Origin of the sequence: Methanoculleus sp. UBA374 (assembly GCA_002508705.1) — an archaeon.
In the GTDB taxonomy this organism is placed as follows: Archaea; Halobacteriota; Methanomicrobia; order Methanomicrobiales; family Methanoculleaceae; genus Methanoculleus; species Methanoculleus palmolei.
The window spans coordinates 204,804-223,033 of the sequence record DAYL01000032.1; the positions used below are offsets into that span (position 1 = coordinate 204,804).

24 protein-coding genes are annotated in these 18,230 nt (G+C 58.6%); 13 read left to right on the top strand and 11 right to left on the bottom strand.

Annotated features, from left to right (window positions below; genetic code table 11):
- Positions 1 to 511: 511 nt before the first annotated feature.
- A complete protein-coding gene (locus tag BRA42_RS11490; protein ID WP_292410488.1) occupies positions 512 to 922 on the bottom strand; it encodes a hypothetical protein in 411 nt (136 codons plus the stop codon).
- 479 nt (positions 923 to 1,401) lie between these two features.
- Here BRA42_RS11490 and BRA42_RS11495 point away from each other — a divergent pair, with 479 nt between their 5' ends.
- The gene (locus BRA42_RS11495) at positions 1,402 to 1,998 is read left to right on the top strand and encodes an RAD55 family ATPase (RefSeq protein WP_292410490.1); all 597 of its coding nucleotides are present in this window, start codon (positions 1,402 to 1,404) and stop codon (positions 1,996 to 1,998) included.
- 4 nt (positions 1,999 to 2,002) lie between these two features.
- Here BRA42_RS11495 and BRA42_RS11500 read toward each other — a convergent pair whose 3' ends face one another.
- Both BRA42_RS11500 and BRA42_RS11505 read right to left on the bottom strand, forming a co-directional pair.
- A complete protein-coding gene (locus BRA42_RS11500; protein ID WP_342770628.1) occupies positions 2,003 to 3,370 on the bottom strand; it encodes a type II secretion system F family protein in 1,368 nt (455 codons plus the stop codon).
- Positions 3,371 to 3,376: 6 nt separating this feature from the next.
- Positions 3,377 to 4,336 carry a type II secretion system F family protein gene (locus tag BRA42_RS11505; RefSeq protein ID WP_292410494.1) on the bottom strand — a complete coding sequence of 320 codons (960 nt, stop codon included), beginning with the start codon at positions 4,334 to 4,336 and terminating at the stop codon, positions 3,377 to 3,379.
- Positions 4,337 to 4,523: 187 nt separating this feature from the next.
- Here BRA42_RS11505 and BRA42_RS11510 point away from each other — a divergent pair, with 187 nt between their 5' ends.
- Entirely contained in the window at positions 4,524 to 4,667 is a 144-nt protein-coding gene (locus tag BRA42_RS11510) for a hypothetical protein (RefSeq protein ID WP_342685958.1), read from the top strand.
- Between the two features lie 533 nt (positions 4,668 to 5,200).
- On the opposite strand, the gene BRA42_RS11515 is transcribed toward BRA42_RS11510, so the two are convergent.
- The gene (locus tag BRA42_RS11515; RefSeq protein WP_342770629.1) at positions 5,201 to 5,587 is read right to left on the bottom strand and encodes an NUDIX hydrolase; all 387 of its coding nucleotides are present in this window, start codon (positions 5,585 to 5,587) and stop codon (positions 5,201 to 5,203) included.
- A gap of 99 nt (positions 5,588 to 5,686) precedes the next feature.
- Between BRA42_RS11515 and BRA42_RS11520 the strand changes: the two genes are divergently transcribed.
- From BRA42_RS11520 to BRA42_RS11550, 7 genes are all read left to right on the top strand, one after another.
- Positions 5,687 to 6,619, top strand: a complete 933-nt coding sequence (locus tag BRA42_RS11520) for an AEC family transporter (RefSeq protein ID WP_342771231.1) — start codon at positions 5,687 to 5,689, stop codon at positions 6,617 to 6,619.
- Between the two features lie 59 nt (positions 6,620 to 6,678).
- Positions 6,679 to 7,659, top strand: coding sequence for an SRPBCC domain-containing protein (locus BRA42_RS11525; RefSeq protein WP_342770631.1), 981 nt, complete (start codon positions 6,679 to 6,681; stop codon positions 7,657 to 7,659).
- Positions 7,660 to 7,747: 88 nt separating this feature from the next.
- The gene (locus BRA42_RS11530; RefSeq protein WP_342770632.1) at positions 7,748 to 8,212 is read left to right on the top strand and encodes a formylmethanofuran dehydrogenase subunit E family protein; all 465 of its coding nucleotides are present in this window, start codon (positions 7,748 to 7,750) and stop codon (positions 8,210 to 8,212) included.
- Positions 8,197 to 8,376: a hypothetical protein gene (locus tag BRA42_RS11535; RefSeq protein WP_342771233.1), complete on the top strand. Its 180-nt coding sequence runs from the start codon at positions 8,197 to 8,199 to the stop codon at positions 8,374 to 8,376. Before BRA42_RS11530 ends, BRA42_RS11535 begins: the two co-directional genes overlap by 16 nt.
- Positions 8,352 to 8,933, top strand: a complete 582-nt coding sequence (locus tag BRA42_RS11540; protein WP_342770633.1) for a metal ABC transporter ATP-binding protein — start codon at positions 8,352 to 8,354, stop codon at positions 8,931 to 8,933. The genes BRA42_RS11535 and BRA42_RS11540 overlap by 25 nt, the downstream gene beginning before the upstream one ends.
- Positions 8,933 to 9,784 (top strand): metal ABC transporter permease, encoded by an 852-nt coding sequence (locus tag BRA42_RS11545; RefSeq protein WP_342770634.1) that lies wholly within the window; start codon positions 8,933 to 8,935, stop codon positions 9,782 to 9,784. Before BRA42_RS11540 ends, BRA42_RS11545 begins: the two co-directional genes overlap by 1 nt.
- Positions 9,762 to 10,214, top strand: coding sequence for a hypothetical protein (locus BRA42_RS11550; RefSeq protein ID WP_342770635.1), 453 nt, complete (start codon positions 9,762 to 9,764; stop codon positions 10,212 to 10,214). Before BRA42_RS11545 ends, BRA42_RS11550 begins: the two co-directional genes overlap by 23 nt.
- Before the next feature lie 126 nt (positions 10,215 to 10,340).
- Here BRA42_RS11550 and BRA42_RS11555 read toward each other — a convergent pair whose 3' ends face one another.
- The gene (locus tag BRA42_RS11555) at positions 10,341 to 10,913 is read right to left on the bottom strand and encodes a YIP1 family protein (RefSeq protein WP_342771235.1); all 573 of its coding nucleotides are present in this window, start codon (positions 10,911 to 10,913) and stop codon (positions 10,341 to 10,343) included.
- A gap of 519 nt (positions 10,914 to 11,432) precedes the next feature.
- On the opposite strand from BRA42_RS11555, the gene mtrH reads away from it, so the two are divergent.
- Both mtrH and BRA42_RS11565 read left to right on the top strand, forming a co-directional pair.
- Positions 11,433 to 12,455: a tetrahydromethanopterin S-methyltransferase subunit H gene (mtrH, locus tag BRA42_RS11560; protein ID WP_342770636.1), complete on the top strand. Its 1,023-nt coding sequence runs from the start codon at positions 11,433 to 11,435 to the stop codon at positions 12,453 to 12,455.
- 15 nt (positions 12,456 to 12,470) lie between these two features.
- Positions 12,471 to 13,031, top strand: a complete 561-nt coding sequence (locus BRA42_RS11565; RefSeq protein WP_292410334.1) for a hypothetical protein — start codon at positions 12,471 to 12,473, stop codon at positions 13,029 to 13,031.
- Between the two features lie 294 nt (positions 13,032 to 13,325).
- Here the strand turns inward: BRA42_RS11565 and BRA42_RS11570 are convergent, their stop codons facing one another.
- Entirely contained in the window at positions 13,326 to 13,574 is a 249-nt protein-coding gene (locus BRA42_RS11570) for a hypothetical protein (RefSeq protein WP_292410333.1), read from the bottom strand.
- Between the two features lie 113 nt (positions 13,575 to 13,687).
- A complete protein-coding gene (locus tag BRA42_RS11575; RefSeq protein WP_292410331.1) occupies positions 13,688 to 14,026 on the bottom strand; it encodes a hypothetical protein in 339 nt (112 codons plus the stop codon).
- A 1,033-nt stretch (positions 14,027 to 15,059) separates the two neighbouring features.
- Here BRA42_RS11575 and BRA42_RS11580 point away from each other — a divergent pair.
- Together BRA42_RS11580 and BRA42_RS11585 are read left to right on the top strand one after the other, a co-directional pair.
- The gene (locus BRA42_RS11580; protein ID WP_292410329.1) at positions 15,060 to 15,644 is read left to right on the top strand and encodes a nucleotidyltransferase domain-containing protein; all 585 of its coding nucleotides are present in this window, start codon (positions 15,060 to 15,062) and stop codon (positions 15,642 to 15,644) included.
- Positions 15,644 to 16,126: a HEPN domain-containing protein gene (locus tag BRA42_RS11585; protein ID WP_342771236.1), complete on the top strand. Its 483-nt coding sequence runs from the start codon at positions 15,644 to 15,646 to the stop codon at positions 16,124 to 16,126. The genes BRA42_RS11580 and BRA42_RS11585 overlap by 1 nt, the downstream gene beginning before the upstream one ends.
- Before the next feature lie 94 nt (positions 16,127 to 16,220).
- Here BRA42_RS11585 and BRA42_RS11590 read toward each other — a convergent pair whose 3' ends face one another.
- The 4 genes from BRA42_RS11590 to BRA42_RS11605 all read right to left on the bottom strand — a co-directional run bounded on the left by BRA42_RS11590 (position 16,221) and on the right by BRA42_RS11605 (position 18,077).
- On the bottom strand, positions 16,221 to 16,661 hold the full coding sequence (locus tag BRA42_RS11590) for a hypothetical protein (protein WP_342771237.1): 441 nt from the start codon (positions 16,659 to 16,661) through the stop codon (positions 16,221 to 16,223).
- Positions 16,662 to 16,686: 25 nt separating this feature from the next.
- Positions 16,687 to 17,073, bottom strand: a complete 387-nt coding sequence (locus BRA42_RS11595) for a hypothetical protein (RefSeq protein ID WP_342771238.1) — start codon at positions 17,071 to 17,073, stop codon at positions 16,687 to 16,689.
- Between the two features lie 215 nt (positions 17,074 to 17,288).
- Positions 17,289 to 17,756 (bottom strand): hypothetical protein, encoded by a 468-nt coding sequence (locus BRA42_RS11600; RefSeq protein ID WP_342686268.1) that lies wholly within the window; start codon positions 17,754 to 17,756, stop codon positions 17,289 to 17,291.
- Between the two features lie 15 nt (positions 17,757 to 17,771).
- Positions 17,772 to 18,077, bottom strand: coding sequence for a hypothetical protein (locus BRA42_RS11605; RefSeq protein ID WP_342771239.1), 306 nt, complete (start codon positions 18,075 to 18,077; stop codon positions 17,772 to 17,774).
- Between the last annotated feature and the right edge of the window lie 153 nt (positions 18,078 to 18,230).

Genomic DNA, 18,230 nt, shown 5'->3' on the forward strand with positions numbered 1-18,230 from the left:
TAAGGCGGGGGAGGAATCGACCCACGATCCTGAAAAGAATGATATTCAGGTGTAATTAACGGTTTCAAGGATGACAGAAGGTAATTTTGGGGCATTCACTTCTTACCCCTGCCGGATTTCGTGGCTGCGTTGTTCGGGTTGAGCGGATTCGCTCTGTTATCCGTTGCAATCTTCCTTCCCCACGTCTCAGGGATTGATCGAGCTGGATTATCATATCATTGATCAATCATCCATTCGACTTCTACCGGCATCGGACACACTTCCGTGAGAGCACTATGACCGTTGGGACAATGAAATGCTTTGTTGAGACTGCAGAGACATGATGCTCCCGGCCGTCTTCCACCGAAAGCGAAGGGACGGCGGTCCCCTCCGGGAACAGCGGACCACCTCCTTTGCATTTCAGCCGGGCGGAGGTGCCGTATCAGAGGGCCGGACCTGCGATGTCGGGAGTTCGGAAAGGCATCAGTTCTTTCAGGGACGCTACATCCCCGGCCCGGACCCTCTTATAGACCTATTGTTTTTCCGGCCGCTGCAGGACTGCATACCCGAAGGCGGCGAGCGCCACGACGACGGCGGCGATGGAGACACCGTGAACGGCGAGGGAGTAGACCGCGCTCCGGACGACCCATGAAAATCCGCCGAGGACGTGGGTCGCGGCGACGAGCAGGAGGAGCACGACCCCGAACCCATAGAGACCGGTCGGGCGGAGCAGGCGGAGCGCCGCGAACGCCACGACGTAGTAGAAGAGCATCATGAAAAGCAGGTAGACGATCACGATATCGTTGGCCACGGCATACCGGACGAGCGGACTGAACTCCAGCCGGAGAAGTTCGTCCCTTCCCCCGGAGAAGATGAACGTCATGGAGTAGTCGAAGAGCACTGCAAGAGCCGGTATGCAGGCTACGATGCGATAATCCGCCATAACCCCCGATATTTCCACGTTACCTGCCCTCCTATGAAGATGTCCGGCCGGACCGGACCGGCACGGAAGAATCTGGCGCTCTTTGGCGCGCCGGAGGAGGTACGGTGGCACCCGTGACTATATAACGGTTCTTCCCGGGGCAAGGCAGGGCATCCCGGGAAAATGTGAATGCCGGGGCGTCCGTGCGATGGAAGTAAAAACGGCATAGAGATGATCGAAGTGGACGGGTAGGACACGGAAAAAATGTACGATTCTCTGTCATCGTTGAGCAGACCGACGGCAACGATCCTGCATACCCACGGCCTCATCTCTGGTGCGCGGCCGCGCCTGCCGACGCTCACCCCATGATATATCAAGGTGCAGACGGCACCGGTGCCCCCGTTCCGGTCGGAGAAACGGATGTATTCAACACCTCACTCCAGGGCGATTGTCCGGGCATGCAGAAACCATATCAAATGAAACCGCCATACTAGTGGGAAATGGAGTTTGAATGGGGGCTCATCACCCTTCCGGAGAACGCCGTCGTCGTGCTCGAAGAAGCGCTGGGCAGCACGAACGTCACCTACGCCCTGCAGCTTGCGGCGGGTGCGGCCGGGCAGGGGAAACGCGTCACCTACATCACCCCGCAGTACAGGGATGACGTCCGCACCCAGATGGATCTCTACCGGATCAAGTATTTCGACCGCTTCGAAATCGCCGAGTGCGCCAGGACCACCGCCGCCATCACGACGTCCTGCACGGGGGACTTCTGCGTCATCGACCAGTTCGCATCGTTCTGCCCCGACGCCGACCTTGCGAGACTCAAAACGACTCTTTGCGCCCTCATCGACGCCAGCAGGAACGGAAGAACCATCCTCCTGACCATGACGACCGGCATCCTCTCCGATCGTCACGAACAACTCATCCGCTCACTTGCAGACGGGGTCATCCAGTTCCTGGAGGTCAATGAAGGCGGGAAGATCAAGCGGTACCTCAACGTCCCGAAGATGAAAGGAGAACTCCCGCCGGAACGGATGGCGCCTTTCTCCGTCACGGAAGAGGGTATCCTCATCGACACCCGTGAACGCCACGGGTGATCCTTCACCCACCCATCGCAACCGCGGTCGTCCGGGCGGTCGTTGCCCCGACGGTCGCGCTGACGGCATAGGTCCCTTCCGTCGCACCGAGGGTGACCCTCACCGTGGCCTCCCCCTTCTCGTTGGTCTTCACCGTCTCCGGCTCGACGCTCCCGCCCGGGTCTATCCCGAACGTAACCGTCGTCCGGGACAGAGGATTGCCCTCGAGGTCGGTAGCCGAGACGACGATCGGCTCCTTCAGCGGCAGACCGACAAGCCCCTCCTGGTCGAATCCCGAGATAATCGTGACGTTCGCCTCGATCAACTCCTCGCCCGCACCAGCAGGGAGGAGCATCAGCAGAGAGGCCACGTAGCACCCCCCGACCAGGATCGTCGCGTGCTTCAGCCCGTAGCGCACATCCCCCTCCGAGATCTTGCCGATGATGAGGCCGCCGAGGAGGGCGTTGAGCATGATCAGGTGGAAGAAGCCCTGGGTAAAGTCGATCTCGGCGATCTCGGCGCCGCCGATGCCACCGAACCCCGAACTCCCCACATCGCTGAAGAAGGGGAGGAGTGAGGTGTTCAGGGTATAGGCGATGAAGAAGATGATTCCCTGCGCCATGTAGAAGATGGCGACGTACTGCCGCAGGTTTCCCTCCTTCTCCCGCTCGATCCCGAGAATGCCCCGCATATCCTCCGACGACTTGAGGATCAGGTCCGCCACCGAACCCCCGCTGTAGGACGCCTGGATGACGAGCTCGGTATACCTGGCGATCAGTTCGCTGTCGAGGTTCTTCGCCATCTGTTTCATCGCCTCCTCGAACGATTTCCCGAACTTCATGGAGTTCGCGCAAACCCGGACGTCGGTATCCAGCGCGCCGAGATCGGTCTTTGCAAGCTCCATGACCGACTTGATGGGGTCGAGCCCGCCCCGCATCATCTCCGAGAGCTTGAAGAGAAACTCCGTGTAGAGTTCCTCCTTCTTGCGCCGCCGCATCTTCTGGAGCGTGATGTCGAAACCGTAGGGGGTGATGGCGACGAGCGTTGCGATGATGAGGACATGGTCGATGCCTATCTTCTCCTCCTCTTCCTGCGGCTCCTCCACCTCCTCCGGCGTCAGTTCGACCCCCTGCTCCTCCGCCTCCTCCTGGCGGAGAAGTTCCTCGTAGGCCTTCTGCCGGTCGCTCTTCTGATCCCCTCCCCCGTCGTCTCCGCCGATCTGCGTCATCCCGGAGAGCAGCATCCCGGCAATGAAGAGCAGCGCCACCGCTACCGGGACCCCTATCGTGAAGTACTCCCGCTTCAGGTCGTAGCGGAGACGGAGACGCTCGATGAAGAGGGTAATGCCGCCGGGAAGGCTGCCGGATTTTGCGTGTTTTCGCTGGGACGCCATGGTAGATCAGGGATTTGTGGAGTATTTGACGCCGAGCATCAGCAGAAAGAGGACGTTGATGAGCGGCGTGCCGAGGTAGACCAGGAAGAAGAAGAGCTGGTCCGGGGTGAACGGACCGAGTTCCACCCCCAGTGCGCTGCTGATCACGATGCCGAGGACGGCGAGGGTGAGTGTCATCACGATGCCGCCGAGGTAGCCCTCGCCGAAGACGGAGAGCGACTCGACGAACTCCTTGTCCGTCTGCCGCCGGATCTCCATCAACTCCTTCGACTTGGACGCAAGATACCCGGCAAGGCCGCTACCCCCGTAGATGAGGTTCGTTAAGTCCATGCAGATGTTTCGGAAGATCTCGGAAGGCGTGGAGTTCACCATGCCGTTCATCGCCGTCACCGCATCCTCGCCGAGGATCTCGACGCGAAAGACGACTTTCCCGAACTCGCGCGAGATATGACCGTAATCTTCACGCGCAATCCTCCTGATGATATCGAGCGGCGTGGCGCCGGAGCTGGCCAGAATGGACATGAAGGCAAGCGCGTAAGGGAGGTTCTTCTCGATATCGATCTTCTTATTCGAGATCTGGCTGGTGAGGTAGAAGGGAAAGCCGACCGCGACGACAACCGGAGCAAGGAAGGTGAGGGCGAAGATGTAGAGCAGGGCGCTCTCGGAGACGAAGGGGCTGAATGGGGCGAGGAATATGACAAGCGAGACGGCGAACATGACCATGGCTGCAAGCGCAGCCGTGACGGCGAGCAGAGAGAGAAACAGGCCGGGCGTCATCTCGAGATCGGCCTGATAGATCATCCGGGCTATATCCTCGTTTGGGCTTTTGTCGAGGTGCTTTCCGAGGCGGTAGCAGATCTGCTTGTACTTCTCGAACAGTTTTTCCGGGTCGAGAGGCGGCAGATGAAATCCTCCGGTCGAGTTTCGGAACGGTAAAAGCGACAATATGCGTTCACGATCAAACATGCAGAACCCCGGCACCCCGATTACAGGGAGTAATCAGCCTAGAGTATGGATTGGGAGGGATATAGATATTTCCAAATGAGTATATAGGAACTATTGGTTTCGTAAAGAACTATGTACCAAGGAAGGGGACCGGTCCCGGTTAGAGGACAACCCGTTTTCCCGGGCGGTACGCCGAACCGGCCCACCCATGCCCCGCGATATCGGGTCCGTACCGGACCCGGGGGCGGCCATCCGGCGCCAGTGTTTCGTCCGGGAAAGAAACCCGGCGCTCCGGCCCATTGTTCCAAAGCCGAACGCTCCCGTAGCCGCGATCCCGGAATTTAACGAGTAAACCCATAGATCAACCCGATGACATACGGAAATATTAAAATATAAGAAGAATAAATATTGTACTACATTGCCTTCCATATCAGGAATGGGCGGCAAATGCGAATAGGATATTCGTAACACGCGGTGAACCGGGATCGGGCAACTCAAATCTCCCCGGTTTCGGCACGGCAGCCGGACCGGATGATACTCTTTTCATAGGGAACTACTATTACAGTTCATCATGTCGCCGGGAAATATCTGTGGGTGCCGGCTTGGAAATAGTGTCGCCGCAGGTCCATCAGTCACGCTCGACCAGGACGACCTCACCGTTCTCTCCTCCGATGTCCGGGTCGCAATCCCCAAATCGCTCGATACCTGGTCGATGACTGTGTTTCGCCGTCCTGGGGGGAAGCATCGTCCGGGACCCTGTTTTCCTCTACGCGGGCGAGGCGCTCCTCGGTGCGACGTTCATGCTCTGGGGGCTCGCGGTGCGGGCGCGGAGGAGATGAAACTCCATCGGAGAACGTCCACCCGGTCTCCCGCCCGCTCACCGCTTCAGAATAAACCCCGGAACTGCTCCACAAGGTCCATCGTCGCCGCTTCCCCGGGCGCGACCCAGGCGTAGTCCTCGTGTTCCGGACTGAGGCTGATCTCGGTTCTGTCGACATCGCATGTCATGACCAGGTAGGCGACCCTCCTCGTCGGAAGGGCGAGTTCCCCGGCACCCGCGACGTGCCGGAGGGTGACCCGCATCCCGGTCTCTTCGCGGACCTCCCTCCAGAGGGCGCGGTCGAAAGTCTCCCCGGGATCGAGCGCCCCTCCGGGGAGGTCCCACTTTCCCGGGTTGATGGAGGCGGCAGCGGCACGTTTCAGGAGGAGGACCCTCCCCTCGTCGTCCCGGATGAGCGCCGAAACGGCAAGGGAGAACGGTTTTTCCGGCATACGACGACATAAGTCCTGCCGATACAAATACCTCCCCCACGGCAGAACCGTAAAGAGGTACCGGCACCCATACTGGTGAACCGGACGGAGCAGTACTTCATGAGCGGCATGATCACGGATTTCCTGGTAGTCGCGGACCAGATATTCATCCTGGTTCTCCTGATTGCCGCCGGTTACATCGCCGTCGCCACGAAGATCGTGGACCCCCGGACCACCCGGGGGCTCTCCGGGCTTCTCATCAACATCACCATCCCTGCGCTGATCATCGCCTCCATGCAGGTGCCCTTCACCCCCGAACGCCTCGTCGGCGCCGAGACCCTGCTCCTCGCGACCGGAGCCCTCTACGTCTTCTCGTTCGCCCTCGCCTGGGCCGTCTCAAAAGCCATGCGAGTCCCGCCCGCGGAGGAAGGGGTTCTCCAGTTCGCCATCGTCTTCGGGAACGTGGGGTTCATGGGGTTCCCGGTCGCCCTGACGCTCTTCGGCCAGAGTTCCCTCTTCTACGTCGCCATCTTCAATCTCGTCTTCAACGTCCTCGTCTTCTCCGTCGGGATAGCGATGCTCGCCGGGGGAAGAGGAGAACGGTTCGACCCGAAACTCCTCGCGAATCCCGGGATCGCGGCCTCCGTCGCCGGGTTCCTCCTCTTCCTCGGCTCGGTGGAGATCCCCGGGCCCTTCATCGACGCAATCGACCTCCTCGGGGGGGTGACCACGCCGCTTGCGATGATCATCGTCGGGGCGATGCTTGCGACCTTCCCGGCCCGGGAGATGATCGGAGACTGGCGCGTCTGGACGGCGAGCGCCGTTCTCCTCCTCGGAATTCCCGTGGCCTACGTCTATCTCTTCTCCCCGATCTTTCCCGATCCCCTCATCAACGGCGTCATGATCGCGATGGCCGCGATGCCCGCCGCCGCAAACACCGTCATCTTCGCGGAGCAGTACGGCGCCGACTCACGGCTCGCGTCACAGATCGTCTTCGTCTCGACGATCGGGTCGCTCGTCACCATCCCGCTGATCACGACGATGCTGCTGTAGGCGAGAAAAGTTTTTACCCGTGAGGGTCCGAATCCCGGAAAAATGGAGGGAGACAGGATATGGCAGAGGCAATTCTGACCGGAGAAAAAGCGAAGTTCACCATCACCCGCACCTTCGATGCACCGCGTGACCTCGTATGGAAGGCATGGACGAGACCTGAGTACTTCAACCAGTGGTGGGGGCCCAAAACCTTCACCGCACCCGTCGTCAGGACGGACTTCCGCGTGGGCGGCAGGTACCTCTGGTGCATGCGCTCGCTCGAAGGCAAGGACTTCTGGAGCACGGGCGTCTTTCGCGAGATCGTAGAGCCCGCAAAGATCGCCTACACCGATGCGTTCTCGGATGCGGACGGTAACGTTGTCCCGGCCTCGGCCTACGGGATGAGCGAAGACTGGCCGCAAGAGCTGCCGGTGACCGTGACGTTCGAAGAGCACGAGGGCGGGACGTTGATGACCCTGCAGGAGGACGGCGTCCCGGAGGGCGAGATGCTCGACATGGCCCGCGCTGGCTGGAACGAGTCACTCGACAAACTCGCCCGGGTGCTTGAGAAGGGAGAGGTCGATATGACGAAGACGAACCTCACCGCTGAACCCGGAAAACAGGAGATCGTCATAACCAGGGTCTTCGACGCGACCCGGGACCTCGTCTTCGGCACCTACATGGACCCGGAGTTGATACCCCGGTGGTGGGGGCCGAAAGACCTGACGACCACGATCGAGAAGATGGATGCAAGGCCGGGGGGTATCTGGCGCTTCGTCCAGCGCGACGCCGAGGGCAACGAGTACGGGTTCCACGGCGTGTTTCACGATATCGCGCCGCCCGAGCGGCTCATCTTCACCTTTGAGTACGAAGGCATACCTGGCCATGTGCTGCTCGAAACGATCACCCTGGAGGACGTGAACGGCAGAACAAAGATGACGGACAGAGCGGTCTTCCCGACGGTCGAAGACCGCGACGGGATGCTTCAGTCGGGTGAGGAGGGAATGACCGAGACCACGGACCGTTTCGCGGAACTGGTGGAGGAGAAGAAGAGAACGTAAGATTGAATATTGTGATAGGAACACTCATTTTTCTTACTTTTCATTAATTTTCGCTACTTTATTAAAACAACCATTCTAATATACCGGTATGAAATGGCACGAACATTGCAGGTTCATGGGGCTTGAGCGGGATTACTCCGTCGAAGAACTGGCAAAGTTCCACGGTCACCTGGGACCGTTCATCGTCCTCGGCTACCGGATGGGACGCCATGCACTCCACCGTCTCGGGAGCGATCCGTTTGCGCTGTCCGCAACGGTTTACTGCTCGGGAACGCCGCCGGAATCCTGTCTGGTAGACGGGGTGCAGATCGGAAGCGGATGCACCTTCGGGAAGAGAAATATCGACCTCGTCGTCTCTCCCCGCATCTGGGTCCAGTTCCGGCATGCCGACGGCCGGACGATCCTGCTCAAGCCCGGCCCGTACCGGGACCGTGCGGCGGAGTTCGACGGGCCGGACAGGGAGCTCGCTCTCGAGAATTTCGCCGAGGCGATCTACTCGATGCCGGAAGGCGAACTCTTCACGGTCGAGGAACCGACATGGGCGAACCGATAATCCGCCTACAGGACGTGACGACCACCTATGAGGGGGCCGCATATCCGGTGATCCATCATATCGACCTCGAGATAGGGCCGGGCGAGTTCGTGATTGTCGGCGGCCCGAACGGTGCCGGGAAACAACGCTGCTCGAGACGATGGCGGGCCTCCTGCCGATCGTGAACGGGACCGTAACCGTTTGCGGACTGGACGCCGCACGCGAAGGAAACGCGATGCGAAAGAGGGTGGGCTACGTGATTCAGAACTTCGACTTCGATCCCTACACCCCGTTCTCAGTCGAGGAGGTCATGCTGATGGCGCGGTTCGGCCGGATCGGCTGTTTCCGGCGACCGGGAAGAGAGGATTACGACGCGGTCGACCGTTCTCTCGCTCAGATGGGCATCACGGACCTCCGCAAGAGCCATATCGGGAAACTCTCCGGCGGTCAGCAGCAGAAGGTCCTGATTGCGCACAACCTGGCCAAACAACCGGATGTCGTGCTGCTCGACGAACCGTTCAGCAACCTCGACCTGGCGACGCGCGAACATGTGTGCGATGTGCTCTGCCGCGTGGCGGATACCGGCGTAACGGTCGTTATCGTCTCCCATGCGTTCGACGCGCTGCCGTCGCGGGACGTCCGGGTCGTGGTGATGAGAGCGGGAACGATCGTGCTCAACAGGGTTGTGCCGCCGGGCGACGTTCAGCAGACCGTCCGCTCGACGTCGGAGGAGAGTGCCTGATGCTGGAATTCCTCATCCCCAACAACATGGTCTGCCATGCGACCGAGGCAATGCTGTTCGCCTCCATCGGGTGCGCCGTCCTTGCGGTGCTGATCACCCAGATGAAGATCTCGTCCATCGGGTTCACGATGGCTCACGGCGCGTTTGCCGGCGCCGCGGTGGGAATGTTCTTCGGAATCGACATTACGGTCACGGCGCTGGCAGGAAGCATCGCCATTGCAGGCCTGCTGGGTCCGCTGAGCGACAAGTCCCGGATGTCGATCGATACCACGCTCGGGGTGCTCTTTGGCACCATGATGGCCGTCGCCATATTTTTTTATGCGTGGATGCAGCAGCTGGAGATCGGGTACAACGCATCGGCCCTCCTCTTCGGCAGCGTGATCTCGCTCTACCGCGAAGAGATCTACGGCCTTGCCGCCATCATGCTCCTTGTGATCGTCTTCGTGACACTCTTCTACAAAGAGATCTCGGCGATGATCTTCAATATAAAAATTGCCGAGATCACGGGAATCCGCGTACGTCCGATGATGTATGCGCTGCTGTTCATGATCGCGCTGATGGTGACCCTCACGATGCCGATCGTGGGCGGCCTGCTCCTCTACGTCTGGCTGGTCACGCCGGCGGCGATTGCGTATCAGTTCTGCAGCACCTTAAAGCAGATGATGATTGCCGCCCCCATCCTTGCGGCGGCGGTCAGTCTCGTCGGGACATATCTCGCATTCACATACAACCTTCCCATCGCCCCGCTCAGCGCCGTACTGTTCAGTGTCCTCTTCGCCGTCTCCGTGGCGGTATCCCCGAAGAGAAAGATCACCCGGCTGAAGTACGGTGCGCCGCAGAACGCCGATTGACCCGGCAGACGGTACGGAGGAACAGTTAAATCGGAAAGGGGACTGGATCGCCGGGACGGCAATCGCGATCACGGTGTGGCTGGTCATGAGCATCCTCGTATCCCTGGCGAACCCCGTTGTCGCACGTTCGATCTGGCCGGCATTGCTCCCTGTCTTCATCCTTGCGTATGGTTATCTCACCGTCTGCTATTTCGTAAACAGAGTGAAGAGATGGAGCGAGAAGTATCTCGATACGCTTCCGGGACAGCGAACGCACGGAAAAGAGGAAGAAGCACAGAAGATACAGGCAATGGTCGAGCACGTCGAGGAGATGGAGAAGAAGGTGAACCGCATCGAGGCGATGCTGGTGACGGACGGGAGCGGGGGGTCGGGGATCGAGACGCCTCCAGCGTCCGGGCGCAGGGTGGCCCGCCTCGGAACGGATCGCTAGACGTCGGCCGATCATCAGCGCCGCGGCATAGACCGCCCCGGTCAGGAGCCGCGGGTCCGGACCATCCGAATATTCATTGAAGAAACAACCATCCACAGGGGAACATCCCGCCAAAAAAAGGAGAGATCACAGTAGCGACCCAAAATCGAAGACCCATCTATGGAAAAGGATCGCAAAAACCACGCTCGTTGCAAGGGAGAGGAATGCGGCCCGATCCCTTGACATCTCATGAAATATCCGTACGCCGAAATAGGTCGCCAGACCGAAACCGAGGAGAAGCAGCAGGTCCATAAACGGGATCTGTACAATCACAACCGCCCAGAAAAACAGGACGAAGGGAGCCAGGGCATAGATCGCCGATTTCATTGTTTTTTTCAAATCCCCGATGTACATCAACGAAAAGCAGGAAAAATGCTCAATGAGGCTGATCCCCAGGAGGGCGACCGCCCCGCAGATCAGACCCTGCAGTAAACCGATGAAAGTTCCCGACACCAGAACCCCGAGCCGGTGTAATCCAATCTCGAATTCATCCGGCGGATACGACCCCGCAAAGAGGGGTAATAGCATGAACACGACGGCTGTGACAACAACAACCACAAAAAAGAATTGAAGATCGTACTGCAGCGGCTTTTCGTTAAGCCGCTGGAAAAAAATCAGAGGACTCCACGAACTTCGCCGGACGCTACGTTGAGCATTCATAAGATGATGTGAAGCACCGGGTTATGATAAATTCTGTCACGTTTCCCGGCATCTCCGGCGACTGTTCCAGAAAATCGGCGGACCCGATTCTTTCCAGGAGAAAGAAACTCCGATGGGACCCACATCCGGGGACGCCGCCAGGCCGCCCGGATAACCCGCCCCCGGGTCGTCGCACGGGCGTTATTAAAGCGAATACGCAGCCGTTACGTCCGAAAAGACGGAGACTATCTCCCCGGGCATGTGCCGTTGCTCCAGCGTATTGTACGGCGCGCACCTGTTCATTCTCCCGGGAGTACATCCCCGGTATCCTCTCAAAGAAAATTAATAATTGCAGATATGCAGAGGATACCGTCCGATTCATCAGCGCGAATAAGTATCATTCCTCGCGCTCCCGACCTCCCGCACTTTCAACAAATATTTATGGCCGGAAGCACCACTTTTTTATAGCACAAAATAGTTTTCTTTAACGAAAATCTACTTTATTTGTGCTGTCAACGTCACGAAAAGGACGTGAGAACTGTGTTTAGATTTGATAAAGAACAGACAGTACTGGATTTTAACGGTATAAAGATCGGTGGTCAGCCAGGAGAACACCCCCGGGTGCTGGGTGCATCCATCTTCTACAACAAACAGGAGATCGTCCTTGACGAGCACACAGGGAAGATCGATAAGGAAAAAGCAGAAGCGCTCTGGAACAGGACCCAGGAGCTCTACGATCTCACTGGAAACCCCTTTTTCTGCCAGATCATCTCGGAGCACGGAGAGGCGTTCGAGAACTACTTCCAGTGGTTCGACAGCATCGACAACAGGACTCCGTTCCTGATGGATTCGTCGGACCCCGCCGCTCTCGCCCATGCCACGAAATTCGTCGATGAAGTCGGTCTCTCGGATCGCGCCATCTACAACTCGATCAACGGGTCGATCACTCCCGAAAATATCGAGACCCTCAAAAACAGCAATGTGAACTCGGCCATCGTGCTCGCCTTCAATCCGGGAGACGGAACGGTCGTAGGAAAAGAGAAGGTGCTCAACGAAGGCGGGGTTGCCGGCCAGGAGAAGAGCATGAAGCAGATTGCGGAAGATTGCGGCATCACCCGCCCGATCCTGGATACCGCCGCAACACCGCTGGGGCTCGGCTCCGCCGGGTCGTTCCGGCATATCCTCGCCTGCAAGGCAATTCACGGGCTTCCGTGCGGCGGCGCCTACCACAACATGACCGTCTCCTGGACCTGGCTGAAGCGCTGGCGGAAGAACGGGTTGGCTCAGATATACGAAGGCAAAGAAGCCCTCGCCGAGCAGATGTTCCACCACTACTTCGGGGGAATCGACGGCATCCGGCAGGCCGCGTGGTCGTCTCCCGATATCGGCTGCAATATCATTGCCATGACCCTCGGGGCCGATCTCATCATGTACGGCCCGATCGAGAGCATGGAGCCGATGGCAACCACCGCCGCATTCTGCGACATCGTGCTCGGTGAAGCATGCAAAGAACTCGGTGGGGAGATTCAGGAAGAAAATCACCCGTTCTACCGGATGATCTGAGACCCGTAGATTACCATGTCGCTACCACCGCTGTTCCGGAAGTACCTGTCCGTTCTGGAATCTTCCGTCACTGGCAGGGACTCCGAAGAACTCCTGAGCCTGCGGGAGTGGGTGCGTGAGGCCGCGGCCGCGGACAACCGCCCGGAGAAGGTCCAGACGCTCGCCGGCATCGGCATTGCCTGTACCTACGGCTCCCACACTGCCGGTGTCTGGATCGGCTACATCCGCGACCCCTCCTCGGTCTCCCCTGCATCCGTCGGCAGGATCCCCTGCTGCCCTGGCAGGGGTGACTATTCATCACTCTTTACTGTAAAAGAGCCGGTACTCAGACCTGAATTGTCCGTCAGCAATATAGGCAGCGGATATGCGGCTGCCTTCTCGACCTGCTGCAGGGAGATCGGCGATGAGGCCGCCGAAGCCCTTGCCGGGTACATCGGCAACGACGATGTGGCGGTGCTGGATGCCGCCGTTCATCGGTGCGTGTCGGAATACGCCGGGTCGGGGATGCAGCCCTTCGCAGATGAATTCCTCAGTCGTGTGGATGCATGCTGCAAAAGACGGAAATGTTCCGCCTGAATACTGCACGTACCTCATAAACTCCTGCCAATACCATTTTTCACGGGGATTGCGGTGGACCCACCCCTTTCCCTGCATCTGTCATGCACATCCCGGACACCGCCGTCGGACCCGGGACAAGAATCGCCGGGAGGCACCCGACAATCGCCTAAAGACCGATTCCCGGCCCCGTTCCCCCGGGAGGGATTACAATGAACTGAACGTTCGGGCGTATATGATATCTTCTGTCACGACGCTCTACATCCCGTCGTGAATCTCCGGCGTTCGCACCCAGGACGGTATCCCGACTGGATTCTAGCCGGAAGATCGCCGCCATCCACCACGGCAAAAGCCATACAGGCGCCGGATGACGAGAAGTATCAGGCCGACGATGCAGAATACAAGGAGCGTCAGGAAAATGAGACCGATAGCCCGACCAAAGAGCATGAAGAGAGGATCGAGCGCCGGATGCAACCTCCTGAGCGGGTCGTAGAAGAGTAAGAGGAAGAGCATCACGGCAAACAGTCCCGTTACGATTGCGTCCATCGATACCTTTTGCCGCATGCTCCATCCACCTCTTATGAAACCGTTACCGTAAACCGGTCCTCATCCCAGACCGAAACCCCAGTAAGTATCTCAGTTCGTCATCCAAAGAAAAAACCGCGAATCTCGCCGAATTACGGCGCATTCCTCCTGCGATACGTTCGGATGAGATAGTACCCCGCCGAGAGCACGATCACGGCTCCCAGAGCAACTCCCAGAAGAACAGGATCATAAAATACGCTGAATGCGCTTTTAGACCCGTGATACGCCGCGGTATCCCCTATCCCAGGTGTTTCAAGCGCCGTTTGCCGGGCGTTTTCCGTATCCGCTACCGAAAATCCGTCATCCGTCGAATCGATCCGCACGTCTTCATCCGGCTGAGCGGATGCATGTGCCATGCCGCTACCGGCGAGGATGAAGAGCAGCAGGGCAATGCAGATCAACCGTCCCCTGCCGATACCGATAACATTCATGCCTTATCTCCCTCCGTCGACTTTTTTCTTTTCATGTGTTCCAACTCCATTTTCAGTCCCCGGAGGCAGGAGAGGCACACGTTTTAAGTACCTGGAATGCGTACATCTCATTAGCCTTTGGGCTTGCGGGGCTCTATCATCCAGCCGTCAAGCAGGGATGGAGGGACCCCACGAACGTTTGCGAACGTACCCTCGCGCCCACACAATGACCTGGGCGTAGGTCTATTTATAAATTCTGTCCATTTTCTTTACATGTCCGGGAAGTGTTCCCGAAACCAATGGGACAGAACCGTCACCGGGGAAAAAACATCGGCCTGTATCGAGAGAGGTGCAGCCGTCCGGAGAGTGCCTGAAAGGTCGCGCGATCCGGAGAAAGGAAAGTTTTCCCGAGGGTCACCCCAAAAGCGCCCGCACAAACCGTTCCAGGATCTCCCCCGGGGCGAGCGGGATGTTCGGGACCGCCGCGTTCCCCGGTTTCAACACGACGTGGATGAAGTTCGGCCCCGCCCCCGGTTCTCCCAGATACCTTTTATCTTGCGGGGGTGAAGAGAGCGGAGCGAGAAGACCCACCCTTCAGTGGGGATGACACGGAAACTTCCACAGGAAGTTTCCTGACAGGAAGATGCAGAGCATCTTCCGTGAAGCGGAGCCACCCTTCCCATTTGGTTCGAGACGATACATTTTCTTCTCATATCTCGTATTGGAAGGCGTCTGCGTTGCGAGAACCAAGCAACCGGAATACACAGTCTGCTGTAAGGCAGAAACTGCCCGAACAGAACATTCAACGCCTGTGGAGATCGAGTAAGACCCGAAAGGGCACGGTCGATGAAGCAGGAAGCCACGCCCAAAAGGAGCGGGGTAGTTCACGTGACAGGCATCTGCACATCGGGCCTTACAGGTGGAGATCCACCCCTCAAACGACCGCAATAGGCTGAAAACGTGGGCAGCGCCGGATGACAGAGGCAGGAACGATCCCGGCGGCCGCTCGCCGACCGAAACCCTGATGCCGTGGACCGTCCAAAATTCCGGACATATGTCTAAAAAATTGGACATTCGGGAGGACCACCTCAGGGTCCTCTTCCTCTTCACCCGGGGCTACAACCAGGAGATCTACATCCGGGAGGTCTGCAGGAATCTTCCGATCAGCCGTGGATCGGCCCAGACAGCCCTTGAATACCTTGAGGAGAAACAGGTCCTCCGCTCCATCACCCGGGGCAGGACGCGGTTGTTCTCCCTGCAGCGGGGCAGCCACGCGCGGGACTTCTGCACTCTTGCAGAGATCTACCGGAGAATCTGTTTTGGGGAGGAGGAACCCTTCGTCGCCGGGGTCCTCGACCGGATCGCCCCCCACATCAACGGGAGTTGCGCGGTCTTCGGGAGCCACGCAGAGGGGACCGCGGACGAAGAGTCCGACCTCGACCTCTTCGTCGCCGGAGAATGCCGGAGGGACGAGGTCGAGAAGATCGGAAAGACTTACGGCCTCCCGATTCACCTCACCGTCTACCCTCCGGAGATCTTTGACCGTAGCCTCCACACAGATCCCTTTCTCCAGGAAGTGCTCCGGAACCATGTGCTGATCAAAGGCACCGAACACTTCGTTGAGCAGGCGGTGGGATAATGGATCAACTTGTGTGGTGCGGCCGGATCAAGAACGGGATCTCCCTTACCGCTCCAAACGAAACCCTGGCATCTGCATACCTGAAGAAAGCCGAAGAAGCCCTTGAGACGATGCAGACAATCACTGCCCGTGACTGGAAGATAACGACCGCGTACTATGCGATGTACTTCTCCCTCTACGCTGTCCTCACGCGGCTTGGGATACGGTGTGAGAACCATTCCTGCACTATCCTGCTTATGGAACGGCTTCTCTCCAATTATTTCACTCCTGCAGAGGTGACACTCGTCGAGAGAGCGAGAGGAGCAAGAGTCGACGCACAGTATTACATCTCGCGAGAGGTCCCGGACCCCCTCTGTGAGGAACTAATCCGGGCCGCTCCGCGGTTCCTGGTAAAGTGCGCGGCGATCGTCAGCGCGATGAACGAGAGAACCGTCGGGACCCTGAGGAAACGCCTGATGGAGGCACTCGGCAAAGAGGACTGAGAGGCGTGGACCAGGAGGTTTTTCACCCCAAAAGCGCCCGTGTAACCTTTCCAGGCAAGTATGGTTCCGGGTAAGGATAGATCCGGACACGGGGTTATCGCGACGCCGCCCTCACCGGATCTCCCCGCCCGGAGGCCACGTCGTCAGCACCACGTAGTATGCGCCTTCGTACCGTAGGTGTCGCGAAGCGCCCTGCCGCGTACGAGACCGGAGCGCCCCCGACGACGCGCCGGCTCCGATCGCCCCACTCCCGCGCCGAAGGGTTCCGCTCCCCGCCCCGGATCACCGCGTCGAGCGCGGGATGTTCTTCGAAGTCCTTCTCGGTCAAGGAGACGACCGCGCTCTCCCCCGGCTCTGCCCTCTCCATGACGTAGAGCATCGGCTGCCCGCCCGAGTTCTCGTGAGCGTAGAGGATGACGGCGTCGGCGAGCATGAACCCGAGCGCGACGGCGACGAGACCGGCAAGGCCGCAGGCGACGATGATTCCTGCCGTTTTGAGCCGGTTTCTGGATTCCGTTTTAACATCTTCTGCCATTTTGATTACACCTCCCGACCCGGTCTTAGTGGAGCAGAACGCGAGTGAGGTAATACGCACCGTCGTACTCAAGGAATGGCCGGTCCTTCTCCCTTGCATCGATACCAAATGACTCAATAAGGACGAGGTTTTCGATCCCCGTCATCGGGGCTACACCGGATACCTGCACGTCGGGGTTCCTGTTGGCGTCCCGAATCGCGGAGTCGAGCACCGGGTGCTGCTTGAGATCCTGATCGGTCAGGTGGATGACGGATGCATTCTCCGGGGGAGCATCCGGAACCTTCTGGACGACAAGCGCCTGAGGGGGACCGTCGATCCCCGTGATCAGGGCAACAAGGGCGGTATACGCAACTACAACCGTCGCGACGAGGAGAACGACGCCGATGAACGCCAGAACCCCGATAACGAGCAAACGTCTGTTGACTTTCGATTTCAGGATCTCCTCTATGCTTTTACCTTGGATGTAACAGCACTCCCCAAAGGATGGATTTCCCCGCTCTGCATAACTCACTCATGATTGTTCTCCTCGATTTCTTCCCGGAGGCCGGAGAAGCACACATGTTACGTACACGGAATGCGTACATCTCATCAGCAGCCTCCGGGCTTGTGGAGTTCTTCATCCGGGCGTCAAGCAGGGAGGGCATCCGTACACTCGGCCACCGCATAGTTGCTCGTCATCATGAGAGCCTGAATGTCGCCCTCCGCCAGGACGGAGATTGCAAGAGAATGGCAACGTGAGATAGAAAACGCAAATACTTCCGGATCTTTACCGTCGATCGATATTTCAAATTGATACTCCCCCCCGTCATTCTTGATGGACGTCCCGTCGTTCTTGATGAACGATGTTACATCCTCGTCCGCCTCAAGCCGATATACCTCCGTACAGACAGGAACACGAATGCGAGTGGCGTTGGCGTCAAACACCGTTACGTTAACCTCGTGCGGCACGTCATAGGCGTTAAAGACGTGAAAAAGGTGTGAACTGCAGGGCGGAGTTGCCTGCGACTCCTGTTCTGTTCCGCAGAAAATAACCGTACCGGCCACAACCATAATACCGACCACAGCAAGAACCGTCACCAACGCTGCTGCCCGCATCTCCGCCTCACCTCATCACTGGTATCCGGCGACGACCCCTTTCGTCTCACTGATCCTCCGGGCATTGTCGTGCGATGCGTCGCCATGTCGGGTGTCGCAAGAGTACTCAAAGCACATGTCGTTCCCCATGAAACACCAGAAGAGGAACAGGAGCGGCAGGCAGAAGACGACCACGACGAGCCAGGCATACTCCCGCACCGGGACGCTCCCCCCGGTGAAGAACGGCCGAAAGAACCAGACGAAGAGAGCGGCGGTGATGAGGGCCGCAAGGATAGAGATCTCCCATACGATGAAACTGAGCCAGCGGAACGGGACCGGCATGGAGAGGAGGACGATGACGAAGGCAATCAGGGCATACTCCTTTGTCGTGATCCGGCCCCGGTCCCGGCCGGTGAGGCGGGGCCAGGCGTGCCAGAGAAGGAGAACGACGGCGGATGTGCCGAGGAGATAGAGAGGTCATCCCAATACTCTCGC

Excerpts from the sequence above, each read along its gene's own strand:
- BRA42_RS11490 (WP_292410488.1), bottom strand. The coding sequence starts at position 922 with ATGGCGGATTATCGCATCGTAGCCTGCATACCGGCTCTTGCAGTGCTC.
- BRA42_RS11495 (WP_292410490.1), top strand. The coding sequence starts at position 1,402 with ATGGAGTTTGAATGGGGGCTCATCACCCTTCCGGAGAACGCCGTCGTC.
- BRA42_RS11500 (WP_342770628.1), bottom strand. The coding sequence starts at position 3,370 with ATGGCGTCCCAGCGAAAACACGCAAAATCCGGCAGCCTTCCCGGCGGC.
- BRA42_RS11505 (WP_292410494.1), bottom strand. The coding sequence starts at position 4,336 with ATGTTTGATCGTGAACGCATATTGTCGCTTTTACCGTTCCGAAACTCG.
- BRA42_RS11510 (WP_342685958.1), top strand. The coding sequence starts at position 4,524 with ATGCCCCGCGATATCGGGTCCGTACCGGACCCGGGGGCGGCCATCCGG.
- BRA42_RS11515 (WP_342770629.1), bottom strand. The coding sequence starts at position 5,587 with ATGCCGGAAAAACCGTTCTCCCTTGCCGTTTCGGCGCTCATCCGGGAC.
- BRA42_RS11520 (WP_342771231.1), top strand. The coding sequence starts at position 5,687 with ATGAGCGGCATGATCACGGATTTCCTGGTAGTCGCGGACCAGATATTC.
- BRA42_RS11525 (WP_342770631.1), top strand. The coding sequence starts at position 6,679 with ATGGCAGAGGCAATTCTGACCGGAGAAAAAGCGAAGTTCACCATCACC.
- BRA42_RS11530 (WP_342770632.1), top strand. The coding sequence starts at position 7,748 with ATGAAATGGCACGAACATTGCAGGTTCATGGGGCTTGAGCGGGATTAC.
- BRA42_RS11535 (WP_342771233.1), top strand. The coding sequence starts at position 8,197 with ATGGGCGAACCGATAATCCGCCTACAGGACGTGACGACCACCTATGAG.
- BRA42_RS11540 (WP_342770633.1), top strand. The coding sequence starts at position 8,352 with ATGGCGGGCCTCCTGCCGATCGTGAACGGGACCGTAACCGTTTGCGGA.
- BRA42_RS11545 (WP_342770634.1), top strand. The coding sequence starts at position 8,933 with ATGCTGGAATTCCTCATCCCCAACAACATGGTCTGCCATGCGACCGAG.
- BRA42_RS11555 (WP_342771235.1), bottom strand. The coding sequence starts at position 10,913 with ATGAATGCTCAACGTAGCGTCCGGCGAAGTTCGTGGAGTCCTCTGATT.
- BRA42_RS11565 (WP_292410334.1), top strand. The coding sequence starts at position 12,471 with ATGTCGCTACCACCGCTGTTCCGGAAGTACCTGTCCGTTCTGGAATCT.
- BRA42_RS11570 (WP_292410333.1), bottom strand. The coding sequence starts at position 13,574 with ATGCGGCAAAAGGTATCGATGGACGCAATCGTAACGGGACTGTTTGCC.
- BRA42_RS11575 (WP_292410331.1), bottom strand. The coding sequence starts at position 14,026 with ATGAATGTTATCGGTATCGGCAGGGGACGGTTGATCTGCATTGCCCTG.
- BRA42_RS11580 (WP_292410329.1), top strand. The coding sequence starts at position 15,060 with ATGTCTAAAAAATTGGACATTCGGGAGGACCACCTCAGGGTCCTCTTC.
- BRA42_RS11585 (WP_342771236.1), top strand. The coding sequence starts at position 15,644 with ATGGATCAACTTGTGTGGTGCGGCCGGATCAAGAACGGGATCTCCCTT.
- BRA42_RS11590 (WP_342771237.1), bottom strand. The coding sequence starts at position 16,661 with ATGGCAGAAGATGTTAAAACGGAATCCAGAAACCGGCTCAAAACGGCA.
- BRA42_RS11600 (WP_342686268.1), bottom strand. The coding sequence starts at position 17,756 with ATGCGGGCAGCAGCGTTGGTGACGGTTCTTGCTGTGGTCGGTATTATG.
- BRA42_RS11605 (WP_342771239.1), bottom strand. The coding sequence starts at position 18,077 with ATGCCGGTCCCGTTCCGCTGGCTCAGTTTCATCGTATGGGAGATCTCT.